The sequence below is a fragment of the Frateuria defendens genome (assembly GCF_001182895.1).
Classification (GTDB): domain Bacteria; phylum Pseudomonadota; class Gammaproteobacteria; order Xanthomonadales; family Rhodanobacteraceae; genus Frateuria_B; species Frateuria_B defendens.
Window position 1 is genome coordinate 1 of record NZ_LFQR01000018.1, and the last position, 20621, is coordinate 20621.

Genomic DNA, 20621 nt, shown 5'->3' on the forward strand with positions numbered 1-20621 from the left:
GGAAGGCGCGCCCTCGGGGTGTCCTTCTCTTTGGTTACTTTCTCTTGGACAAGCAAGAGAAAGTAACTCGCCCTCCGGCAGGAGGGCGAAACCCCGGCCAAAGGCCGGCCAGTATGCAATGGCGCTTCAAGAACACAGCGAACTCTCCCTGGCGGACACCCGCAGGGAGATCGTGAACAGGCTCCAAGGCAGTTCAGCCGACAACGCAGCCCTTCCTGCCACACCACGCGAGCCATTCACTGACAAGGCGGCCCCTTGCCACGAAGCTGCGCACCATCACCCCCGCTCCCGCAACCGCCCCTCCGCCAGTTCGAGCCAGCGCGTCGGCCCGATGGCTTCGAGAAAAGCCTCGTCATGGCTGACCACCACCAGCGCACCCTCGTAGGCACGCAGCGCGCTTTCCAGTTCGCCCACCGCATCCAGGTCGAGGTTGTTGGTCGGCTCGTCCAGCAGCAGCAGTTGCGGCGCCGGCTCGGCGTGCAGCACGCAGGCCAGCACGGCGCGCAGGCGCTCCCCGCCCGAGAGCGCATGCACGGGCAGGTGCCGGCGCTCGCCACGGAACAGCCAGCGCGCCAGCAGGTTGGCGCGCTCGCCGTCCGGCAGGCCGGGGGCGAAGGTGGCGAAGTTCTCCGCCACCGAACGCGCCGGATCGAGCAGGTCCAGGCGCTGCGAGAGGTAGGCCACGCGGCCCTCGCCGCGCCGCACGCTGCCCGGCGGCGACGGCGCCGCGTCGCCGCTCAGCCAGCGCAGCAGGGTCGATTTGCCGGCGCCGTTGGGGCCCGTGACCGCGATGCGCTCGGGCCCCCGGATTTCCAGCGCCAGCCCGGGCGAAGCGAACAGCTTGCGCTCGCCGTGCGTCGCCTGGAGATGGCGCCCCGCGAACACCGGCTTGCCCGCCGGCACCCGCGTGGCCGGCAGCGTGAAGTCGAGGTCGGGCGCCTCGCGCAAGGTACGGGCCGCCTCGCCCAGCCGCTGCCGCGCCGCATCCAGGCGCGCGGCATGCACCGCCTCGGCCTTGCCGGCCGATGCCTGCGCCGCGCGTTGGCGCCGGCCCGCCGCGAGGCTCGCCAGGCCGGCGCTGGGCAGTGCGCGCCGGGCGCGGCCCGCGCGGCGCTCGGCCCGCTCGCGGGCCTCCTGCCGCTGCTGCTGCTCGCGCCGGGCTTCCTGGCGCAGCTGGCGCACGTCCTGCGCGGCCACCGCCCGTTCGGTGCGCACGGCTTCGCGGTAGAAGTCGAAGCCGCCGCCGTACAGGCGCAGCTCGGACGGCCCCAGTTCGCCGATCTGGTCCACCCGTTCCAGCAGTTCGCGGTCGTGGCTGGCCACCACCAGGCAGCCTTCCCAGCCCTCCACCAGCCGGTGCAGGCGCTGGCGCGCCGCGCGGTCGAGGTTGTTGGAAGGCTCGTCCAGCAGCAGCACGTCCGGCCGCCGCAGCAGCTGCGCGGCGAGGCCGAGCGCCATGACCTCGCCGCCGCTGAAGCTGTCGAGCCGGCGCTGGAACGGCACCTCGGCCAGCCCCAGGCGCGCGAGCGCGGCGCGCGTGCGTTCCTCCAGGTCCCAGTCGTCGCCGACGGCGTCGAACAGCGCCGGCTCCGTGCGGCCCGCGGCGATGGCCGCCAGCGCCTGCAGCCGTTCGGCGATGCCCAGCACGTCGGCCACGCGCAGGTCGCCGGCCAGCGGCAGGTGCTGGGGCAGGTAGGCGAGCGTGCCGTGCACCGCCACCTGTCCCGCGGCCGGCGCGAGCTGGCCCGCCAGCAGCTTGAGCAGCGTGCTCTTGCCGATGCCGTTGGGCGCGACCAGGCCGGTGCGCACCGGCCCCAGCGCCATCGAGAGACGATCGAAGACCGGCGTGCCATCCGGCCAGGAAAAACAAAGCTGCGACGTGCGGACAAAGGCGTCGGCCATGCGTGGTGCTCCTTCGGTGCCGGGGCGGCTTGCGCCCCGGCATGCGGACCATGACCCTCCGCGGCCGGCGGCTGGCGGCGGCGCAGAGGAGTCTCGTAAGGGTCGTCGGAGGAACCGCGATCACATGGTGGAGCCATCTCCTTTCACGATGCGGGTGGCGGCTGGCTCGCCATCCCTGTCACGTCCGTCGCCCCGCGGCAGGCGGAGCCCGGTCAGGCTACCGGAAGCCGGCGGCATCGACGAGCGCCGCCGGCGCACCGCACCTCGAAGGCAAGGCGAAAAGCACATTCAACCCTTCGCGGATCTCGCTCGGGCGAACCGGCCTGGGCCGCCGCGAGACGAGCCTGGGGTACAACGGGTTGGCCCTGGGCCCAGACAACCCGGAACATGCGGGTTCGGCTCGTCGATGCGTCCGCGGCACGCTCATCGCAGGCATCCGGTCGAGCCGACGCGAACACTGCGCTACGTACGCAGCCCCGCCACGAACCGCCCCAGCCGTTCCAGCCCCTGGTCGAGTTCGGCCATCGCGGCGGCGTAGGAGAGGCGCACGTGCCTGTCGGCGCCGCATGTTCCGAAATCCCTGCCCGGCGTCAGCGCCACATGCGCCTCCTCCAGCGCCCGCTCGCAGAATTGCATGGCGTCGAGCCCGGTGCCGCCGACGTCGAAGTAGACGTAGAAGGCGCCGTCCGGCGCCACCGGCACCGGCAGGCCGATGCGTGCCAGGCCTTCCAGCACCAACGCGCGGCGCGCGGCGAATTCCAGCCGGCGCGCCTCGCACACGGCGAGGGTGTCGGGCGTGAAGCAGGCCAGGGCCGCGTGCTGGGCGGGGGTGGAGGGGCAGATGTAGTAGTTCTGCGCCAGCCGCTCCATCACCGGCACCATCGCGGGCGGCACCACGCACCAGCCCAGGCGCCAGCCGGTCATGCCGAAGTACTTGGAGAAGCTGTTGATGACGACGGCATCGGGATCGACCGCCAGCACGCTCTGCGCGGGACGGCCCGCGGCGCCGGCGTCGCTGAGGTTCAGGTAGATCTCGTCCACGATGCGCCACGCCGCGTGCTCGCGCGCCCATGCGCACAGGGCGGCGAGTTCGGCCGGCGGCACGGAGGTGCCCGTGGGGTTGGAGGGCGTGGCGACCATCAGGCCGCGCGTGCGCGCGCTCCAGTGGGCGCGCACGGTGGCCGCGTCGAGCTGGTAGCGGGTGGCGGCATCGGTGGGCACCAGCTTGACCTCGGCGCCGAAGCCGCTCAGGAACTGGCGGTTGCACGGGTAGGAAGGGTCGCCCACCAGCACCTCGTCGCCGGGGTTCACCAGCGCCGCGGCGGCCAGCAGCAGGGCGGCCGAGGCACCGGCGGTAACCAACACGCGCGCGGGATCGACCTGTACGCCGTGCATGGTTTCGTAGAACCCGGCGATGGCCCCGCGCAGCGCGGGCAGGCCGAGCGCCGCCGTGTAGGGCAGCTGCCCGCCGCGCACCACCGCCTGCATGGCCTCGATCACCGCCGGCGGCGCGCCGAAATCCGGCTCGCCCAGGCTCAGCTTGACGACGTGGTGGCCCGCCGCCTCCAGCGCCGCGGCGCGCTTGCCGAACTCCATGGCGAAGAACGGCGCGATGGCCTGCGCGCGATGGGAAAACCTCACCTGGCACTTCTCCCGGTCATGGACGTCTGATCGGCCCGCGCCGCACGCGCGGGCCGGCCGTGGAGTGTAGTGGATGGTCCCGCGTCGACGCTGCGGCATGGCGGCGCGAAGCCCGCCGCGCCGAGGCGCGCGGGCTCACGGCGCCGCGTGATGGTCGTAGCTGATCACGCGGCTGATGCGCCAGGCGCCGTCATGGAATGCCCAGAGGTGGACGAAGCGCGCGAGGGCGTCGCAGCGCCCTGTACTCAACGCGCAGAAACGATGGCTTCCGGTCTCCACCGCGCCGAAGCCCTTGATCGGATAGACCTCCAGCGTACCGGCCACCAGTTCGCGCCGCAGTTTTCCGCAGACGCCCTGCCGCAGGCTCTCGACCAGCTTCTCGCGGCCCAGGGTCAGCCCGCCCTTGTCGTGGTAGAACTCGATGTCCGGCGCGATGTAGCGCGCGAAGGTGCGCAGGTCGCAGCGGTTGTAGGCGTCGAACACCGTGCGGTCCAGCGCGGTGATCGTGGCGAGCAGCGCATGACCGCCGGGCGCATCCGCCGGCGCGGCGAGCGCAAGCGAGGCGATGAACGCGGCGGCGAACCCCGTCACCGCCTTGCCGATGGCGCGCATGAACACGGACGTCTCTCCCTGATGTGATCGTCGATCCTGCCATGCCGGCGCCCAGGGCACCAAGGCGAGCGGCGCTCAGCCCTGCCAGGCCACGCGCGCCATCGACGCGGCCACGCACCACCCCACCACCGCCAGCACCGGCCAGCGCGCCGCGGCCAGCAGCGCGAAGGCGATCAGCGCGATGGCGAAATCCCCCGCGTCGTGCACCGCGCTCACCCACACCGGGTCGTAAAGCGCCGCCGCGAGCAGGCCGACCACCGCGGCGTTGACGCCGGCGAGCATGCGCGCCGCGCCGTCGCGCGCCGCCAGCGCGCGCCAGAACGGCAGCGCACCGCCGATCAGCAGCAACCCCGGCAGGAAGATCGCCAGCAGGCCGACCACGGCACCGACCAGCCCGCCCTGCCCGCCGTGCAGCCGCTCGCCGAGGAAGGCCGCGAGCGTGAACATGGGGCCGGGCACCGCCTGCGCCGCGCCGTAGCCGGCGAGGAAGGTGTCGTTGCCCACCCAGCCGGGATCGACCACCGTCTGCTTGAGCAGCGGCAGCACCACGTGGCCGCCGCCGAAGACCAGCGCGCCCGCGCGATAGAACGCGGCGGCCACCTGCCCGAGCGGCGGCAGGGACGGACTCGCCAGCAGCGCGACAGCCAGCAGCCCTCCGAAAGCGATGAGAAGCGCGCCGCCCGTGCGATGGCCGTAGCCGAGCGCAAACGTCTCGCCGCGGCGCGCCGTCACCGACCGGCACAGCCACGGTCCCAGCGCCGCGGCCGCGGCGATCACGAGCAGCTGCATCCACGCGCTGCCCACGATGGCGACCAGGCCCGCGGCCACCGCCGCCATCAGGGCGCGATGGCGATCCGGCGCCAGCGTGCGCGCCATGCCCAGCACGCCCTGCGCCACCACGGCCACCGCCACCAGTTTCAGCCCGTGCAGCGTGCCCTGCCCCCACGGCCCGGCCAGCCGGTCGCTCAGCATGGCGAAGGCGAACAGCAGCAGCGCCGAGGGCAAGGTGAAGCCCGCGAAGGCCGCCAGCGCGCCGCCCCAGCCCGCACGCAGCAGGCCGATGGCGAAACCGAGCTGGCTGCTGGCCGGCCCGGGCAGGAACTGGCACAGCGCCAGCAACTGGGCGTAGTGCGCCTCGTCCAGCCAGCGGCGCCGTTCGACGAACTCGCGGTGGAAATAACCCAGGTGCGCGATGGGGCCGCCGAAGGAAGTCAGGCCCAGGCGCAGGAACGCGAGCGCCACCTCGGCCACGCGGCCGGGGCGTGCGGGCGGCGAGGCTTGGGCGGCAGGCGGACTCATCGGCCCAACGCCCGCGCTCCGGCTCCCTCCCCGGCATGCGGGGGAGGATTGGGGAGGAGCAAGCCCTTGCCTCGCGGCAAGACCTCGCCGCCTCCCCACCTCGCCCTGCAAGCAGGAGAAGGCGGCGAGAACCTGCTCATGATCTCGCCGCCGCAGTGCATCGTACCCCCTGTAGGAGCGCGCCTTGCGCGCGACCACGGTGCCATGGCGTTACCGCTGCGCAGCGGTCGCGCGCAAGGCGCGCTCCTAACATTGGCAGCCATGCCTTGCCGGGGAATCGTGGGCAGGTTTCGAGAGCGTCCACGGCGAGCATGGGGACGGACGCCAGGGCCAGGCAACGCCGTCACGGCGGGCAGCGACCTCGCTACGCACGCCTCTATCCGGCACGCCGGCACGCGCGCGCCCTGGCCGGCGATGCCCTCAATGCTCGCCATGTTCCGACGATGCGCCCGCGGCCGTCGTCCGCCGCAGCGCCAGCGACTCCCACACCGCCACCACGGCCAGCACCAGCGTCGTCGCCACTTCCAGCACGCGCGGCGACAGCAGGTGCTGCACCGTCGGCCAGGCCAGCGCCGCCAGCAGCGCGAGGCCCACCACGTGCGAGAGCGGCGGCGTGGGCCGGTCGTTGGTCACCCACTTGAACAGCGCGGTGCCCACCAGGAAGCAGGCCGGCGCGCCGAGCAGCGCGGCGAGGCCGCCCGCGCTGGCGTGCTCCGGATGCACCAGCGCCACCTCGTCGCCCACCGCCGCCAGGATGATGCCGGCCACGATCAGCGTATGCAGGTAGGTGTAGGCGATGCGCGCCTGCCGGCCGGGGTCGGACGAGTGGCTGATGCGGTGATGCGCGCGCTCGGCGCCGGTGTCGAAGTAGATCCACCACATCAGGATGCTGCCCAGCACCGCGGCGAGGAAGCCGGTGAAGGCGCCGGCGTCCCACGCCAGTTTGGCGAAGGTGGCGCCGGTGACCAGCAGCGACTCGCCCAGCGCGATGATCACGAACAGCGCGCAGCGCTCGGCCATGTGGCTGCCTTCCACGTTCCAGTCCGCCGTGCTCGAGCGGCCCAGACCCGGCACCCAGAAGTACAGCGACGGCCCGGCCAGCTCGATCGCCAGCGCCAGCGCCCACCAGGCGAGGCGCGCCTCGCTCCCCGCCGTGGCGCCGGCGAGCCAGAACACCCCCGACACCGCCAGCCAGGCGAGGATGCGCTGGAAGTTGCGCGTCATGCCGCGCGGCTCGTGGCGCACCGCCCACAGGAAGAACAGCGTGCGCCCCACCTGCATGAACACATAGGCGCCCGCGAAGGCCGGGCCGCGCCCGCCGAACGCCTGCGGGATCGACATCGACAGCAGCAGCCCCGCCAGCATCAGCACGAACAGCGCCAGCCGCACCGGGATGCGCTCGGGGTCGAGCCAGTTGGTGACCCAGGAGGTGAAGATCCACACCCACCACACCGCCATCATCAGCAGCGCCACCTCCAGCAGCCCGCCGAAGGTGAGGTCCTCGAGCAGCGTGTGCGAGAGCTGGGTCACCGCGAACACGAACACCAGATCGAAGAACAGCTCGATCATGCCCACCTTGCCGCTGTCGTCGCGGCCGCGCGAGCGCAGCAGGGATGCCGTCATCGTTGCCTGCTCCTTCATCGTTGCCGCTCAGGCGCGCGTGCAGCGCCACCACAGGAATACCGCCAGCGCCGCCGGCACCGCGAACACCAGCAGGAAGATCGGCAGCTCCTCCTTCACGGTGTAGCCCGCATAGCGCACGCCATGCCACAGGTTCCACCCCGCGCCCAGCAGCCATACCGGGACGAAGGCGAGCGCGGCCGCCGCCATGCCGCTCGCCGGCGCGCCGCCGAGCAGCCGCCCGCCCAGCAGGAACAGGCCGAGCAACGCCAGGCCCGCGGCGATCACGATGATCGTATGCATGGATGTCTCCCTTGCGGCGCCACCTGCGGCGGCCGGTCCGGCAGATCATCGCATTCCACCGGGCCGGCGCGGCAAGCGATGCGGTGTACCGGTGCCAGTGCGGTGTGCCGGCCCGATGTGCCGACGCGGCTGCGACGGCGGACGGCCGTTTTGCTAGCCTGCACCTACCACTCCTGCCACGCCCCGCATGAACCGGCCATCCGCCCGCCACCGCATGCATGAAGCGCTGTCCACCGCGACCCGGCTCGTGACGGCGGGCGTCGGCCTGCTGTTCGTCGGCCTGGGGGTTGCCGTACTCGCCTCCCGGCATGCGCAGGGCGGCTGGGGATCCCTACTCGCCGCGCTGGCCCTGCTCGCCCTCGGCGCCGAGGCGCTGCTCGGCGCGCTCCGCAACCGGCGGCCCTGGCTCTGGCGCATCGGCCCGCTGCCTTAGGCGACCCTGACACGGAATGCGGACACCTGCAGCCTCACCGGCGAGAGGTGGGTGACTTCCGCCAGTGTGGCGTGCATCACCGGGCGCCCTTCAGTCGCAGCCAGATCCCTCCGTATAGTTGGGCCAATGCATCCACACGCATTACGAGGAGATGGTATGCGTAGGGCCATAGCATGGTCGTTAGTGTGCTACGTCTCGGCTATGTCGCCTGGCTTCGCCCATGGGCAACAACATGGAGACGATCACGGCATCCGCCCTTCTTACAAGCATTGCCTTGATGCGGCAGGCGGCACCACGCCATCTATGCAGGCATGCATGGACAGCGAATACGACTTCCAGGATGCGCGCCTGAACAAGGCCTACAAACAAGTCCTGGAAAAACTCGATCAAGCCGGAAGATCGAAACTCCGCGCGGAAGAAAGAGCGTGGATCGGCCATCGGGAGGCCCACTGCAAGGCCGACCCCGATGGCGGGCAGGCGGCCGAACTCCTCTCCTACGACTGTTCGGTGCATGAAACCGCAAAGCAAGCGGCGCATCTTGAAAATCTGCTACGCGGCGAAGGCGTGAAACGCTGATTCACTCATGCGAGGTCATGGACATGACTGACCGGAATGGCTGGACCCTGGGGCAGACTTCCAAGCACTATGAAACCGGCGACCGCGGACCTGGCACGATCTCCACGGGGAGGCACGATCACGGCGGCGTCTCATACGGCAGCTACCAGCTCTCATCCCATGCCGGCACGCTGCGCGAATACCTCGACCACTCCGCATACGGCAAGGAATTCGACGGACTCAAGCCGGTCACTCCCGAGTTCGACGCCAAGTGGCGGGACTTGGCGAAGGCCGACCTGGGCTTTGGCGAAGACCAGCACAACTTCATCAAAGCAACGCACTACGACGTGCAGATGGCCCGCCTGAAGGCCGACGGGCTGGACTTGGCCCATCGGGGGCCTGCGGTAAAGGACGCCGTGTGGAGCACGTCGATCCAATTCCGGAACAAGACAAAAGCTATTTTCGCGAGGGGCCTGGAAGAGAAATTCGGCACTCGCTACAAGTTATCGGAGCTCAGCGACAAGGACATTGTCGAGGCTGTCCAGGATTACAAAATAGTCCACAACAACGATCTCTTCAGAAGCTCGCCCGACATACTGAGGCCCCTAAAGCGCCGCGCCATCAATGAGAAAGAAGACCTCATGGCACTGGCCGCGGGCCAGAAGCAGTATCACACCTTGAAGCAGGACTCCCGCGGCATGGACGTCGTCCAGCTGCAGAGAGACCTGGATCATCTGGGCTACCACGACGCCAACGACCACGCCCTGTCGCCGGACGGCAAATTCGGTCCCGGCACCAGACATGTCGTGGAAACTTACCAGCACGATCATGGCCTGGCCGTTGATGGCAAGGCGGGCCCGCAGACTCAAGCCTCCCTTCACCAGGCGGCGACAGCCGCACCGACTTTCCCCGCCTTGAACCAGCCCTCGCACCCCGACCATGCCATGTTTCTTCAGGCGCTCGGCCACGTGCATCAAATGGACTTCCAGCACGGCCGCATTCCAGACCAGCAAAGCGACAACATCGCTGCTGCCCTGGTCGTGTCGGGCCGGCGTGATGGTCTATCGCGTATCGACGTCGTGGCGCTTGGTACAGATGCAAGGAAAATATGGGGCGCTGAACACCCGCCGGGCATGAAGGACCACTTCATGGATAAGCTCACCGCCGTGGATACGGTGGCGGCGGCCCGCACTCCGGTCGAGCAAAGCAGCGCATCGTGGCAGCAAGCGATGCAGCAGTTCCAGAACCTGCAACAGCAGCAGGCACCCCAGTCCGTCCAAGACCAGACCCAAGTTCATGTCCAGCCAGGGCCGGTGCTTTCAAAGTAGATGCTGCATGCCTATCCGATCACGCTCGTGACGGGCGCCTTTAGGGCCCGAACCGCTCCGCATAGATCCCCGCCACCCAGTCGACGAACACCCGCACGCGCGGCGCGAGCTGGCGGTGCTGGGGGTAGAGCGCGGTGACCGGGAGGCCGGGGCTGGGGAAGTCGGTGAGCACTTCGACCAGGCGGCCTTCGCGCAGGTGCTCCTCCACGCTCCAGCGCGGCAGCTGCACCAGGCCGCAGCCGCGCAGGGCGCAGACCACGTAGCTCTCGGCGTCGTTCACCGTCACCCGGCTGGCGAGGTCGTAGCGGCGCACCTCGCCGTCGAGGACGAACTCGAACGGATAGCGCAGGTCGTGGTTGCTGGAGAAGAAACCCACTGCGACGTGGTCCGCGAGTTGGTCGGGGTGCCGCGGCGTGCCGTGTTCGGCGAGGTAGGCGGGGCTGGCGCAGACGGCCTCCGGCATCACGGCGAGGCGGCGCGCGGCCAGGGAGGAATCCCTCGGGACGCCGGCGCGCACTACGCAGTCCACGCCCTCGCGCACCAGGTCCACCAGCCGGTCGCCGCTGCTGATCACCAGCTCGATGTGCGGGTATTGGCGGCGGAAGGCGTCGATGCGCGGCAGGATGATCTGGGTGGCGTGGGTGCCGTGCAGGTCCAGCCGCAGCGTGCCGCGCGGGTTGGTGGCGACGTGGTGCAGCGAGGCTTCGGCGTCCGCCAGCTCGTCGAGCAGGTGGCGGCAGCGCTCGTAGAAGGCCAGGCCTTCCTGGGTGGGGCGCACCTGCCGCGTGGTGCGCTCGAGCAGGCGCACGCCCAGGCGCGCCTCCAGCGCCTTGATCGCGTGGGTGGCGGTGGCCTTGGGGATGTCCAGCCAGCCCGCCGCGCGGGTGAAGCTGCCGGACTCCACGATGCGGACGAACAGTTGCAGGGCGTCCAGGCGGTCCATGGGCAGGTTCCGGGCTGATTGTTGGCGATGGTGAAATTTAATTATCTACCAGCGCTCATTTATCCAATCAACGCCAATTACCAGAATGCCTCCCGTCGGCGCCGCCAGGCGCTGCCCTCAACCATCCAACGGGAGATTCGCCATGAGCAACGTCACCAAGGCCGCCATCGTCACCGGCGCCTCGCGCGGCATCGGCCGCGCCATCGCCGAGCGCCTCGCGCGCGAGGGCTTCGCGGTGCTAGTCAACTACGCGGGCAACGCCGCCAGTGCGCAGGAAACCGTGGCCGCCATCGTCCAGGCCGGCGGCACCGCCGTCGCGCAACAGGGCGACGTGGGCAAGGCGGAAGACGTCGCGCACCTGTTCGCCGCCGCAAAGGAAGCCTTCGGCCGCCTCGACGTGGTGGTGCACAACGCCGGCGTGATGGCGCTGTCGCCGATCGCCAAGGGCGACCTGGAGCTGTTCGACCGCGCCATCGCCACCAACCTGCGCAGCACCTACCTCATCTTCGGCCAGGCCGCCAACGCGCTGGGCGAGGGCGGGCGCATCATCGCGCTGTCCTCCAGCGTGCTGGGGGTCAATTTCCCCAGCTACGGCCCGTACATCGCCTCCAAGGCGGGCGTGGAAGGGCTGGTGCGCGTGCTCGCCAACGAGCTGCGCGGTCGCCAGATCACCGTGAACGCGGTGGCGCCGGGCCCGGTGGGCACCGAGCTGTTCTTCGACGGCAAGACGCCCGAGCAGATCGAGCGCATCGCCAAGCTGGCCCCGCTCGAGCGCCTCGGCACGCCGGAGGAGATCGCCGCCGTGGTGGCCTTCCTCGCCGGCCCGGACGGCGGCTGGGTCAACGCCCAGGTGCTGCGCGCCAACGGCGGCTACGCCTGAGCGGCGCCCCACCCCACGGCCATCGCCATGTAGGAGCGCGCTTGCGCGCGACCGCACCGCCCCCGCACGCGCGCTCCTACAGGTCGAACGGTTCCGCCCAGCGGGGATGGACCGTAACCCGCGCCAAGCCATCCCACCCGCGCCGATAGCGATGTCGCGCAAGCCGGCCACGGCCCGCGAGCGCATCCCCTCGACCCCGCACCCATGCATTTCCTCAAGGAGTACACAGCCATGAACCAAGTCATCCTCGTCACCGGCGCCTCCAGCGGTTTCGGCGCCCTCGCCGCCCGCGCGCTCGCCCGCGCCGGCTACACCGTGTACGCCAGCATGCGCGAGACGCTGGGGCGCAATGCGCCGCAGGTGGCGGCGGCGCGCGCCTACGCTGCCGAGCACAAGGTGGATCTGCGCACGGTGGAGCTGGACGTGGGCTCGCAACCATCGGCGGATGCCGCGGTGGCCGCCGTGCTGGCCGAACACGGCCGGCTGGACGTGATCGTGCACAACGCCGGCCACATGGTGTTCGGCCCGGCCGAGGCGTTCACGCCCGAGCAGTATGCGCAGCTCTACGACGTCAACGTGCTGGGCACCCAGCGCGTGAACCGCGCCGCGCTGCCGCAGTTGCGCGAACAAGGCCGCGGCCTGGTGCTGTGGGTGGGGAGCAGCAGCCATCGGGGCGGCACGCCGCCCTACCTCGCCCCCTACTTTGCCGCCAAGGCGGCGATGGACGCGCTGGCGGTGAGCTACGCCGGCGAGCTGGCACGCTGGGGCATCGAGACGTCTATCGTGGTGCCGGGCGCCTTCACCCAGGGCACCAACCACTTCGCCCACAGCGGCAAGCCAGCGGACGCGGGGCGCGCCGCCGAGTACGCCGAGGGCGCCTGCGCCGGCTTCGAGCAAGAGATCCTCACCGGCCTGGCCGGCTGCGAGCCGCCGGACGCCGACGTCGCCACGGTGGCCGAGGCGATCGTGAAGGTGGTGGACGCGCCCTACAGCAAGCGCCCGTTCCGCGTGCACGTGGACCCGTCCGACGACGGCTGCGAAGTGGTGAACGCGGTGGCCGACCGCATCCGCGCGGAGTTCCTGCGCCGCATCGGCCTGGGCGACCTGCTCGCGCCGCACCGTGTGCAGCCGTCCAGCCTTCCGAACACCGGCACGCCTCACGTCGCCTGAGCCGGCCCGAACGCTTGCCGCCGACACGGCCTATAGCGCCTCCCCCTGCTCGCAGGGGAGGCTGGGAGGGGGTGAATGCTTGCCTCGAGGCAAGGGCCTACCCCTCCTCAACCCTCCCCTGCACGCAGGGGAGGCGTAGGTAGCAGGCTCGAGGCGACCTCCAATGCTCTAGCCAGCTCGCCTCGCCTCTCGCCTCTCGCCCCCATCCTCACCCCTTCACACTCGAAGACACGTTGTGCGCCCGCCGCGGCGACCGGCCGCGGCCCGGCCCCCTCGTCGAATACCCCGCGCTGATCCCGGCTCTGGCACTCTACGTCGCCTGCAAGGGGAGCCGGCCGCCAGGCGCCGGATCGCAGGGACGCGACGACCGACCGATTTTCGATACGAGGGGGTTCCATGTCCGTTCCAGGCAAGTCGCTGCTCGCCGTCGCCGCCGTGGCGCTGCTCGGGGGCATCGGCTGGTGGTGGTGGCAGGCGCACCGCCCCGCCGCCGCCGCCGGGTCGCCGCCGCCGGTGCCGGTGGGCGTGGCCGTGGTGGAGCGCCGCGACGTGCCGGCGCTGATCCGCGCGGTGGGCAACGTGCGCTCGCACCGCAGCGTGGAGATCCGCAGCCGTGTGGACGGCCAGTTGGTGGCGCTGCGGGTGCACGAAGGCCAGGCGGTGCGGCGCGGCGAGCTGATGGCGCGCATCGACGACCGCGCCATCGCCGCCGCCCTGGCGCAGGCCCAGGCGCAGCTGGCGGTGGCGCGCGCGCAGCTGGCCTCGGCGCGGCTGGACCTCGGGCGCTACCGCACGCTCGCCAAGACCCAGACCATCCCGGCGCAGACGCTCGACCAGCAGACCGCGCTGGTGGCGCAGCTGGAAGCCACCGTGCGCACGCAGGAGGCCAACGTGGCGGCCAACCGGGTGCAGCTCTCCTACACGCGCATCGTGGCGCCCAGCGACGGCCGCGTGGGCCTACGCAACGTGGACGAAGGCAGCTTCGTGCGCGCCAGCGACACGCAGGGGTTGTTCTCGGTGGTGCAGCTCGACCCGATCAGCGTGGAGGTGGCGCTGCCGCAGGCGCAGCTGCCGCAGTTGCAGACGCTGCTGGTCCACGCGGGCGACGCGCCGGTGCCGGTGCGCGCCTACACCGCCGACGGCGGCACGTTGCTCGCCGAGGGCCGGCTCGGCTCGCTCGACAACCGCGTCTCCGCCGACACCGGCACGATCCGCTTCAAGGCCGAGTTCGCCAACCCGAACGGGCGCCTGTGGCCGGACCAGTCGGTAGTGGTGACGCTGCAATCGGGCGTGCTCGGCGGCGCGCTGGTGGTGCCGCAGAAGGCGGTGCAGCAGGGTGCGGAGAGCGCGCTGGTGTGGCGCATCCGCGACGGCAAGGCGGATGCGCGGCCGGTGCAGGTGGCCTACGCCGACGAGCGCATCGCGGTGGTCACGGGCGTGGAGGCCGGCGACCAGGTGGTGGTGGACGGCCATTCGCGCCTGCGTCCCGGCGCGGCGGTGCGCATCCTCCCCGCCGCCCCCGCGGCGACGCCGGCCGCGGCGGCCACGCCGCCGGCGGCGAACCGGAGCGCCTCGTGACCGCCGCCCGCAGCGTCTACGGCTGGTGCATGACGCACCCCGTCGGCACCGTGCTGCTCACCCTCGCGCTGGTGCTGATGGGCGTGCTCGCCTACCCGCGCCTACCGATCGCGCCGCTGCCGGAGGCCGACTTCCCCACCATCCAGGTCGGCGCCAACCTGCCCGGCGCCAGCGCCCAGACCATGGCCTCCGCGGTGGCGACGCCGCTGGAGGTGCAGTTCAGCGCCATCCCCGGGGTGACCGAGATGACCTCGACCAGTTCGCTCGGCTCGACCTCGATCACCTTGCAGTTCGTGCTCGACAAGAACATCGACACCGCCGCGCAGGAGGTGCAGGCGGCGATCAACACCGCCGCCTCGCAGCTGCCGCGCGACATGCCCAGCCTGCCGCGCTGGCGCAAGGTGAACCCGGCGGACAGCCCGATCTTCATCCTGGGCGCCACCTCCGAGCAGCTCTCCACCATCCAGCTGAGCGACCTCGCCGAGACGGTGCTGGCGCGCCAGCTGAGCCAGGTCGACGGCGTGGGCCAGGTGTTCCTGATCGGCCAGCACCGCCCGGCGGTGCGCGTGCAGGCGCGGCCGGAGGCGCTGGCCGCCGCCGACGTCACCCTGGCCGAGGTGCGCACCGCCGTGCAGCGCGCCAGCGTGAACCTGCCCAAGGGCGCGCTGTTCGGCGGCAACCGCGTCTCCACGCTGGCGGTGAACGACCAACTGTTCGCGCCGGCCGAGTACGGAGAGCTGATCGTGGCCTACCGCAACGGCCGCCCGGTGCAGCTCAAGGACGTCGCCACGGTGCGCCTGGGCGCGGAGAACGACTACACCCAGGTATGGCCCAACGGCCACCCCGGCGTGGCGCTGGCGATCATGCGCCAGCCCGGCGCCAACATCGTGGCCACCGCCGAGCGCATCCGCGCCGCGCTGCCGGGCCTGCGCGCCGCGCTGCCGGCGACCATGAACGTGGAGGTGTACAACGACCGCACGCGCACCATCCGCGCCTCCCTGCACGAGGTGCAGCTGACGCTGCTGATCGCGGTGGCGCTGGTGATCGGCGTGATGGCGCTGTTCCTGCGCCAGCTCTCGGCCACGCTGATCGTCTCGGCGGTGCTGGGCGTGTCGCTGATCGCCACCTGCGCCTTCATGTACGTGGCCGGCTTCAGCCTCAACAACCTCACCCTGGTGGCGATCGTGGTGGCGGTGGGCTTCATCGTGGACGACGCCATCGTGGTGATCGAGAACATCCACCGCCACCTGGAGGCCGGCGAGGGCATGCGCGAGGCCGCCCTCAAGGGCGTCGGCGAGATCGGCTTCACGGTGGTGTCGATCAGCGTGTCGCTGGTGGCCGCGTTCATCCCGCTCCTGTTCATGGGCGGCATCGTGGGGCGGCTGTTCCGCGAGTTCGCGCTCACCGCTACCGCGGCCATCATGATCTCGGTGGTGGTATGCCTCACGCTTGCGCCCACCCTGGCCGGCCTGTTCATGAAACCGCCACGCCACGCGCACTCCGGCCGGCCCGGCCTGTGGGAGCGCGTGGCCGGCGGCTACGACCGCGCGCTGCGCTGGGCGCTGGCGCACCAGCGTGCCACGCTGGCCGCGTTCGCGCTCACCGTGGCGGTGAGCGTGGCGAGCTTCGCCCTGATCCCCAAGGGTTTCTTCCCCTTGCAGGACACCGGCTTCATCACCGGCGTGACCCAGGCCGCCTCGGACATCTCCTACGAGGCGATGGTGGCCAAGCACAAGCAGCTGGAGGCGATCTTCGCCGCCGACCCCGACGTCACCGCCTACAACCACGCCGTGGGCTTCGGCGGCCTCACCGGCAGCGGCCGCATCTGGCTGGTGCTCAACGACCCGGGCGACCGCCGCGCCACGGTGAGCGAGGTGATCGACCGCCTGCGGCCCAGGCTGGCCCAGGTGCCCGGCATCCAGGTGTTCCTGCGCGCGGCGCAGGACATCAACATCGGCGCCGGCCAGCCGCGCGCGCAGTACCAGTACGTGCTGCGCGCGCAGGACAGCGGCGAGCTGGCCGGCTGGGTGCGCCGGCTCACCGAGCGGCTGCGCCAGGACCCGCTGTTCCGCGACGTCTCCAACGACATGCAGTGGGACGCCCACATCACCCGGCTCACCGTGGACCGCGCACAGGCCGCGCGCTACGGCTTCTCCGCCAGCGACATCGACAACGCGCTCTACGACGCCTTCGGCCAGCGCCAGATCAACCAGTACCAGACCGAGACCAACCAGTACTACGTGATCCTGGAGCTCAGCACCGCCCAGCGCGGCGACGCGCAGAGCCTGGCCTACTTCCGCCTGCGCTCGCCGCTCACCGGCGAGCTGGTGCCGCTGCTCGGCTTCGCCCGGCTGGAGCCGCCCGCCGCCGGGCCGGTGGTGATCGTGCACGACGGCATGCTGCCGGCCTCCAACCTCTCCTTCAACCTGGCGCCGGGCGTGGCGCTGGGCGACGCGGTGGCGCGGCTGGACGCGATCCAGGCGGAACTGGGCATGCCCGCCAGCGTGACCGGCGCGTTCCAGGGCGCCGCGCAGGCGTTCCAGGATTCGCTGGCCACGCAGCCGCTCTTGATCCTCACCGCGCTGCTGGCCGTCTACATCATCCTCGGCGTGCTGTACGAGAGCTTCGTGCACCCGCTCACCATCCTCTCCACCCTGCCCTCCGCCGGCGTCGGCGCGATCCTGCTGCTGTGGCTGTGGAAGCTGGACTTCTCGATCATGGCACTGATCGGCCTGATCCTCTTGATCGGCATCGTGAAGAAGAACGGCATCCTGCTGGTGGACTTCGCCCTGGGCGCGATGCGCGAGCAGGGGCTTGCGCCGCAGGAGGCGATCCACCAGGCCTGCCTGATCCGCTTCCGCCCGATCATGATGACCACGCTGGCCGCGCTGTTCGGCGCGGTGCCGCTCATGCTCGCCTTCGGCACCGGCGCCGAACTGCGCCAGCCGCTGGGCGTGGCCATCGTGGGCGGCCTGCTGCTCAGCCAACTACTGACCCTGCTGACCACGCCGGTGGTGTTCCTGGCGCTGGACCGGTTGTTCCATGCGCGCCGGCGGCAGGCGGCCGGAAGCCTGCCGACCACCCCGCTGTAGAAGCGCACCGGCGCGCGAGAAGCCCATGCCACGGTGACGCCGCAGCGCCCGGTCGCGCCTGCGGCGGCGGGCGCATGGCGCCTCCCCCTGCTGCAGGGGGAGGTCGGGAGGGGGTGAACTCTGGCCTCGCGGCAAGGGCTTACCCCTCCCCAACCCTCCCCTGCAAGCAGGGGAGGGAGCATGCAGCGTGCACTTGTGGCGCGTGGCGCAGCGCGCAGCCGGCAGGCCGCGCCGGCGATCACCCCGCCTGCCCCCGCAGGCTCGACCGGCGCACCACCAGCTGCGCCGGCAGCAGCGTGCTCGCCACCGCCTCGCCATGGATCAGCCGCAGCAGGCTGTCCACCAGCCGTTCGCCGGCCTGCTTGGTGTCCTGCATCACCGTGGTGAGCGCGGGGTGGACCGAGCGCGCCATCGGGATGTCGTCGAAGCCGGCCAGGGCCACGTCCTCGGGCACGCGCAGGCCGCGCTCGTTGAGCGCGCGCAGCGCGCCGATGGCGATCAGGTCGCTGGCGGCGAACACCGCGTCGAAGGCCACGCCGCGCGCGAGCAGGTTCTCCGCCGCCGCGTAGCCGGAGCGCTCGGTGCTTTCCGCATCGACCTGGAGGCAGCCTTCCATCGCCAGCCCCGCGCGGCGCAGCGCCTCGGCGCAGCCGTGGTAGCGGGCATGGAACTCGGGGAAGTGCTGCGAGGCGTCGCCCAGGAAGGCAATGCGCCGGCAGCCCTGCGCCAGCAGGTGCTCGCCCACCGCCAGGCCGCCGCTGAAGTTGTCGCTGCCCACCGACACCACCGGTTGCTCCGCCTGCACCACGCCCCAGCGCACGAAACGCGCGCCCTGCGCGAGCAGCTGCGCCTGCTTCTCGCGGTAGGCCAGGTAGTCGCCGTAGCCGAGCAGGATGATGCCGTCGGCCTTGCGCGCGTCGGCGTAGTCCGCGTGCCAGTCGCGCGAGAGCTGCTGGAAGGAGATCAAGAGGTCGTAGCCACGCTGCGTGCAGGCGCGGGTGATCGAGCCCAGCATGGAGAGGAAGAACGGGTTGATGTGCGACTCGTCCGCCGTGGGGTCCTCGAAGAACAGGAGCGCCAGCGTGCCCGACTGCTTGCAGCGCAGACTGGAGGCGTTCTTGTCCACCTTGTAGTTGAGCTCGTCCACCGCGGCCAGGATGCGCTGGCGGGTCTGGGCGTTGACCAAGGGGCTGCCGCGCAGCGCGCGGGAGACGGTGGGTTGGGAGACGCCCGCACGATGGGCGATGTCGAACGAGGTGATCTTGCTCATATGACGCGCCTGAACCTGCCCGGCCGGAAGCCCGATGATGCGACACCGGTCCCCATCGTCCGGCCTAGGCATTCTAGCCAGAGGTTCGCAAGAACTAATGCTGCGGTAGCAGCAAAGTGACCCGCAGCCCACCGTCCTCGCGGTTGGCCAGCGCGATGCGCCCGCCGTGCGCCTCCACGATCTCGCGCGCCAGCGCGAGGCCCAGGCCCGTGCCCGAGCGCTTGGTGGAGTAGAACGGCAGCAGCGCCTGCGCCAGCACCGTCTCGCTCATGCCCGGCCCGCGGTCGGCCACCTCGATGCGCAGCTCGCGGCCGATCACGTCCAGCGCCAGCGTCACCCCCTCCGGCGGGCCGCCGGACTCGTGCGCGTTCTTCACCAGGTTGATCAGCACCTGCTCGACCTGGGCGGCGTCGAACCAGCCCGGCTCCGCCGGCGGCTGGCCGCGCAGCGTGAACCGGCAATGCAGGGCGAGGCCGTCGAGGAAAGCCGGCCACGCGATCGGCGCCGGCTGTGGCGTGGGCAGCTTGGCGAAACTGGCGTAGCCGGCGATGAAGCCGTGCAGGTGGCGCGCACGCTCGCCGATGGTGGCGAACACCCCGGGCAGCCGCTCGGGCTGGCCGCGCCGCGCCAGCTCCGCGCCCGAGTGCGCCAGCGAGGAGATCGGCGCCAGCGAGTTGTTGAGTTCATGGCTGATCACCCGGATCACCCGCTTCCAGGTCGCCACCTCCTGCCGCGACAGTTCGCGCGTCATGCGCCGGAACAGGTGCAGCCGGTGCGGCCGGCCGTACAGGCGGAAGGCCCGCTGGGAGAGGTGGAAGGTCTCCTCGCCGCCGTCCATCTCCACCGTGAGCAGCGCGTCCTCGCCGCTTTCCGCGGCGCGGCGCAGCGCCTCGGGCACGTTCTTGAGCAGCTCGCCGAAGTCCAGCCCGTTGAGGCTGCGGCCCTCGTTGAACAGGTGCCGCGCGGCGATGTTGGCGTAGGCCACGCGGCCGTTGCCGCTGGTGAGCACCAGCGCCACCGGCGTGTTCTGCACCACCGTGTCCAGCAGCAACTCGCGCTGCACCAGTTGCTGGCGCTGCTCGCGCAGGGTCTGGCCCAGCGCGTTGTGCATGCGGATCAGGTCGCCCAGCTCGTCGCGGCGATCGGCGGCGATGGAGAAGCTGAAGTCGCCGTCGCGGTAGCTCGCCACCGCGCCCTCCAGCGCGCGCAGCAGGCGCCGGACCGGCGCCATCACCTGCGCGCCCAGCCAGAAGGCCAGCGGCAGCAATACCAGCACGGTGGCCAGCAGGCCGCCGTACACGTGCCACTGCATCGGCGCGCGCCACGTCAGGCCGAGGTCGCTGCGCGCCCAGGCCAGCGCCTGCGGCAGCGGCCATTGCGTGATGCCGGCATACACCAGCGCCCCGCACAGGCCGGCCACCGCCAGCCACACGGTGAGCCGCAGCTGCAGCGAGTTCAGGCGCATCGGCACCTCGCGGGGGCGGTCAGCGGCACGCAGGGTCCATCGGCGTCTGCGCGCAGTTCAGCGCGGGGCGGCCGTCGCCGCCCAGCTGGCCCAAGCCCATCGCCGGCGCCTTGCCGGACTGGCGCTGTGCCACGTTGGCCGGCGGCGGCGTGTAGGCGGGCTTGCGCGCCTTGAACTTGAAGTGGCTGGGCGAGGCGCCCTCGATGCTGTCGTCGATCAGCCGGGCCGGGCCGCTGCGGACATCCACGCTGCCGGCCGGGGCCGCCCTGCTCCAGCTGTCGTCCAGGCGGGCTGCCTGCGGCGCGCTGCGGGGACTCTCCTGCGCCCAGCACGCCGTGGCGGCGGCAAGCTAAGGACACCCGCATGGCGAGATGGCGCATGAGGATTCTCCCTCTCGTATCGAGGAGGATCATCCGCGTACGCGGCCGCGCCGGCAACCGGGCGGCCGCGGCACGCACCGGGCGACACCGCCGCTTCGTGCCGGCCTTCCGCAAGCCCCCGCCCCTCACCTCGATCCTTTCCCCGGCGGG

At 71.3% G+C, this 20621-nt stretch carries 17 protein-coding genes; 7 read left to right on the plus strand and 10 right to left on the minus strand.

Annotated elements, in window-relative coordinates; translation table 11 throughout:
• Positions 1-276 precede the first annotated feature (276 nt).
• The 6 genes from ACH65_RS03165 to ACH65_RS03190 form a co-directional block, all read right to left on the minus strand.
• Positions 277-1902 (minus strand): ABC-F family ATP-binding cassette domain-containing protein, encoded by a 1626-nt coding sequence (locus ACH65_RS03165; RefSeq protein ID WP_049621129.1) that lies wholly within the window; start codon positions 1900-1902, stop codon positions 277-279.
• A 462-nt stretch (positions 1903-2364) separates the two neighbouring features.
• On the minus strand, positions 2365-3543 hold the full coding sequence (locus tag ACH65_RS03170) for a pyridoxal phosphate-dependent aminotransferase (RefSeq protein WP_049621130.1): 1179 nt from the start codon (positions 3541-3543) through the stop codon (positions 2365-2367).
• A 135-nt stretch (positions 3544-3678) separates the two neighbouring features.
• Positions 3679-4155, minus strand: coding sequence for a nuclear transport factor 2 family protein (locus ACH65_RS03175; protein WP_053096133.1), 477 nt, complete (start codon positions 4153-4155; stop codon positions 3679-3681).
• A gap of 75 nt (positions 4156-4230) precedes the next feature.
• A complete protein-coding gene (chrA, locus tag ACH65_RS03180; protein ID WP_049621131.1) occupies positions 4231-5454 on the minus strand; it encodes a chromate efflux transporter in 1224 nt (407 codons plus the stop codon).
• A 420-nt stretch (positions 5455-5874) separates the two neighbouring features.
• The gene (locus ACH65_RS03185; RefSeq protein ID WP_237561425.1) at positions 5875-7077 is read right to left on the minus strand and encodes a low temperature requirement protein A; all 1203 of its coding nucleotides are present in this window, start codon (positions 7075-7077) and stop codon (positions 5875-5877) included.
• Between the two features lie 27 nt (positions 7078-7104).
• Complete coding sequence (locus tag ACH65_RS03190; RefSeq protein WP_049621133.1) at positions 7105-7377, minus strand: hypothetical protein; 273 nt, start codon at positions 7375-7377, stop codon at positions 7105-7107.
• Positions 7378-7591: 214 nt separating this feature from the next.
• Between ACH65_RS03190 and ACH65_RS03195 the strand changes: the two genes are divergently transcribed.
• From ACH65_RS03195 to ACH65_RS03200, 3 genes are all read left to right on the plus strand, one after another.
• A complete protein-coding gene (locus ACH65_RS03195; RefSeq protein ID WP_049621134.1) occupies positions 7592-7810 on the plus strand; it encodes a hypothetical protein in 219 nt (72 codons plus the stop codon).
• Positions 7811-8011: 201 nt separating this feature from the next.
• A complete protein-coding gene (locus ACH65_RS20235) occupies positions 8012-8386 on the plus strand; it encodes a lysozyme inhibitor LprI family protein (RefSeq protein ID WP_336884795.1) in 375 nt (124 codons plus the stop codon).
• A gap of 17 nt (positions 8387-8403) precedes the next feature.
• Positions 8404-9693, plus strand: coding sequence for a peptidoglycan-binding domain-containing protein (locus ACH65_RS03200; RefSeq protein ID WP_049621135.1), 1290 nt, complete (start codon positions 8404-8406; stop codon positions 9691-9693).
• Between the two features lie 40 nt (positions 9694-9733).
• Here the strand turns inward: ACH65_RS03200 and ACH65_RS03205 are convergent, their stop codons facing one another.
• Entirely contained in the window at positions 9734-10636 is a 903-nt protein-coding gene (locus tag ACH65_RS03205) for a LysR family transcriptional regulator (protein ID WP_049621136.1), read from the minus strand.
• A 142-nt stretch (positions 10637-10778) separates the two neighbouring features.
• On the opposite strand from ACH65_RS03205, the gene ACH65_RS03210 reads away from it, so the two are divergent.
• From ACH65_RS03210 to ACH65_RS03225, 4 genes are all read left to right on the plus strand, one after another.
• Positions 10779-11516, plus strand: coding sequence for an SDR family oxidoreductase (locus ACH65_RS03210; protein ID WP_049621137.1), 738 nt, complete (start codon positions 10779-10781; stop codon positions 11514-11516).
• Between the two features lie 231 nt (positions 11517-11747).
• On the plus strand, positions 11748-12686 hold the full coding sequence (locus tag ACH65_RS03215) for an SDR family NAD(P)-dependent oxidoreductase (protein WP_049621138.1): 939 nt from the start codon (positions 11748-11750) through the stop codon (positions 12684-12686).
• 396 nt (positions 12687-13082) lie between these two features.
• On the plus strand, positions 13083-14264 hold the full coding sequence (locus ACH65_RS03220) for an efflux RND transporter periplasmic adaptor subunit (RefSeq protein WP_049621139.1): 1182 nt from the start codon (positions 13083-13085) through the stop codon (positions 14262-14264).
• Positions 14261-17356 carry an efflux RND transporter permease subunit gene (locus ACH65_RS03225; protein WP_272913755.1) on the plus strand — a complete coding sequence of 1032 codons (3096 nt, stop codon included), beginning with the start codon at positions 14261-14263 and terminating at the stop codon, positions 17354-17356. The genes ACH65_RS03220 and ACH65_RS03225 overlap by 4 nt, the downstream gene beginning before the upstream one ends.
• 238 nt (positions 17357-17594) lie before the next feature.
• On the opposite strand, the gene ACH65_RS03230 is transcribed toward ACH65_RS03225, so the two are convergent.
• The 3 genes from ACH65_RS03230 to ACH65_RS03240 all read right to left on the minus strand — a co-directional run bounded on the left by ACH65_RS03230 (position 17595) and on the right by ACH65_RS03240 (position 20338).
• Positions 17595-18626: a LacI family DNA-binding transcriptional regulator gene (locus ACH65_RS03230; protein WP_049621140.1), complete on the minus strand. Its 1032-nt coding sequence runs from the start codon at positions 18624-18626 to the stop codon at positions 17595-17597.
• 94 nt (positions 18627-18720) lie between these two features.
• A complete protein-coding gene (locus ACH65_RS03235; protein ID WP_049621141.1) occupies positions 18721-20091 on the minus strand; it encodes a sensor histidine kinase in 1371 nt (456 codons plus the stop codon).
• Positions 20092-20110: 19 nt separating this feature from the next.
• Entirely contained in the window at positions 20111-20338 is a 228-nt protein-coding gene (locus ACH65_RS03240; protein WP_049621142.1) for a hypothetical protein, read from the minus strand.
• Positions 20339-20621 lie beyond the last annotated feature (283 nt).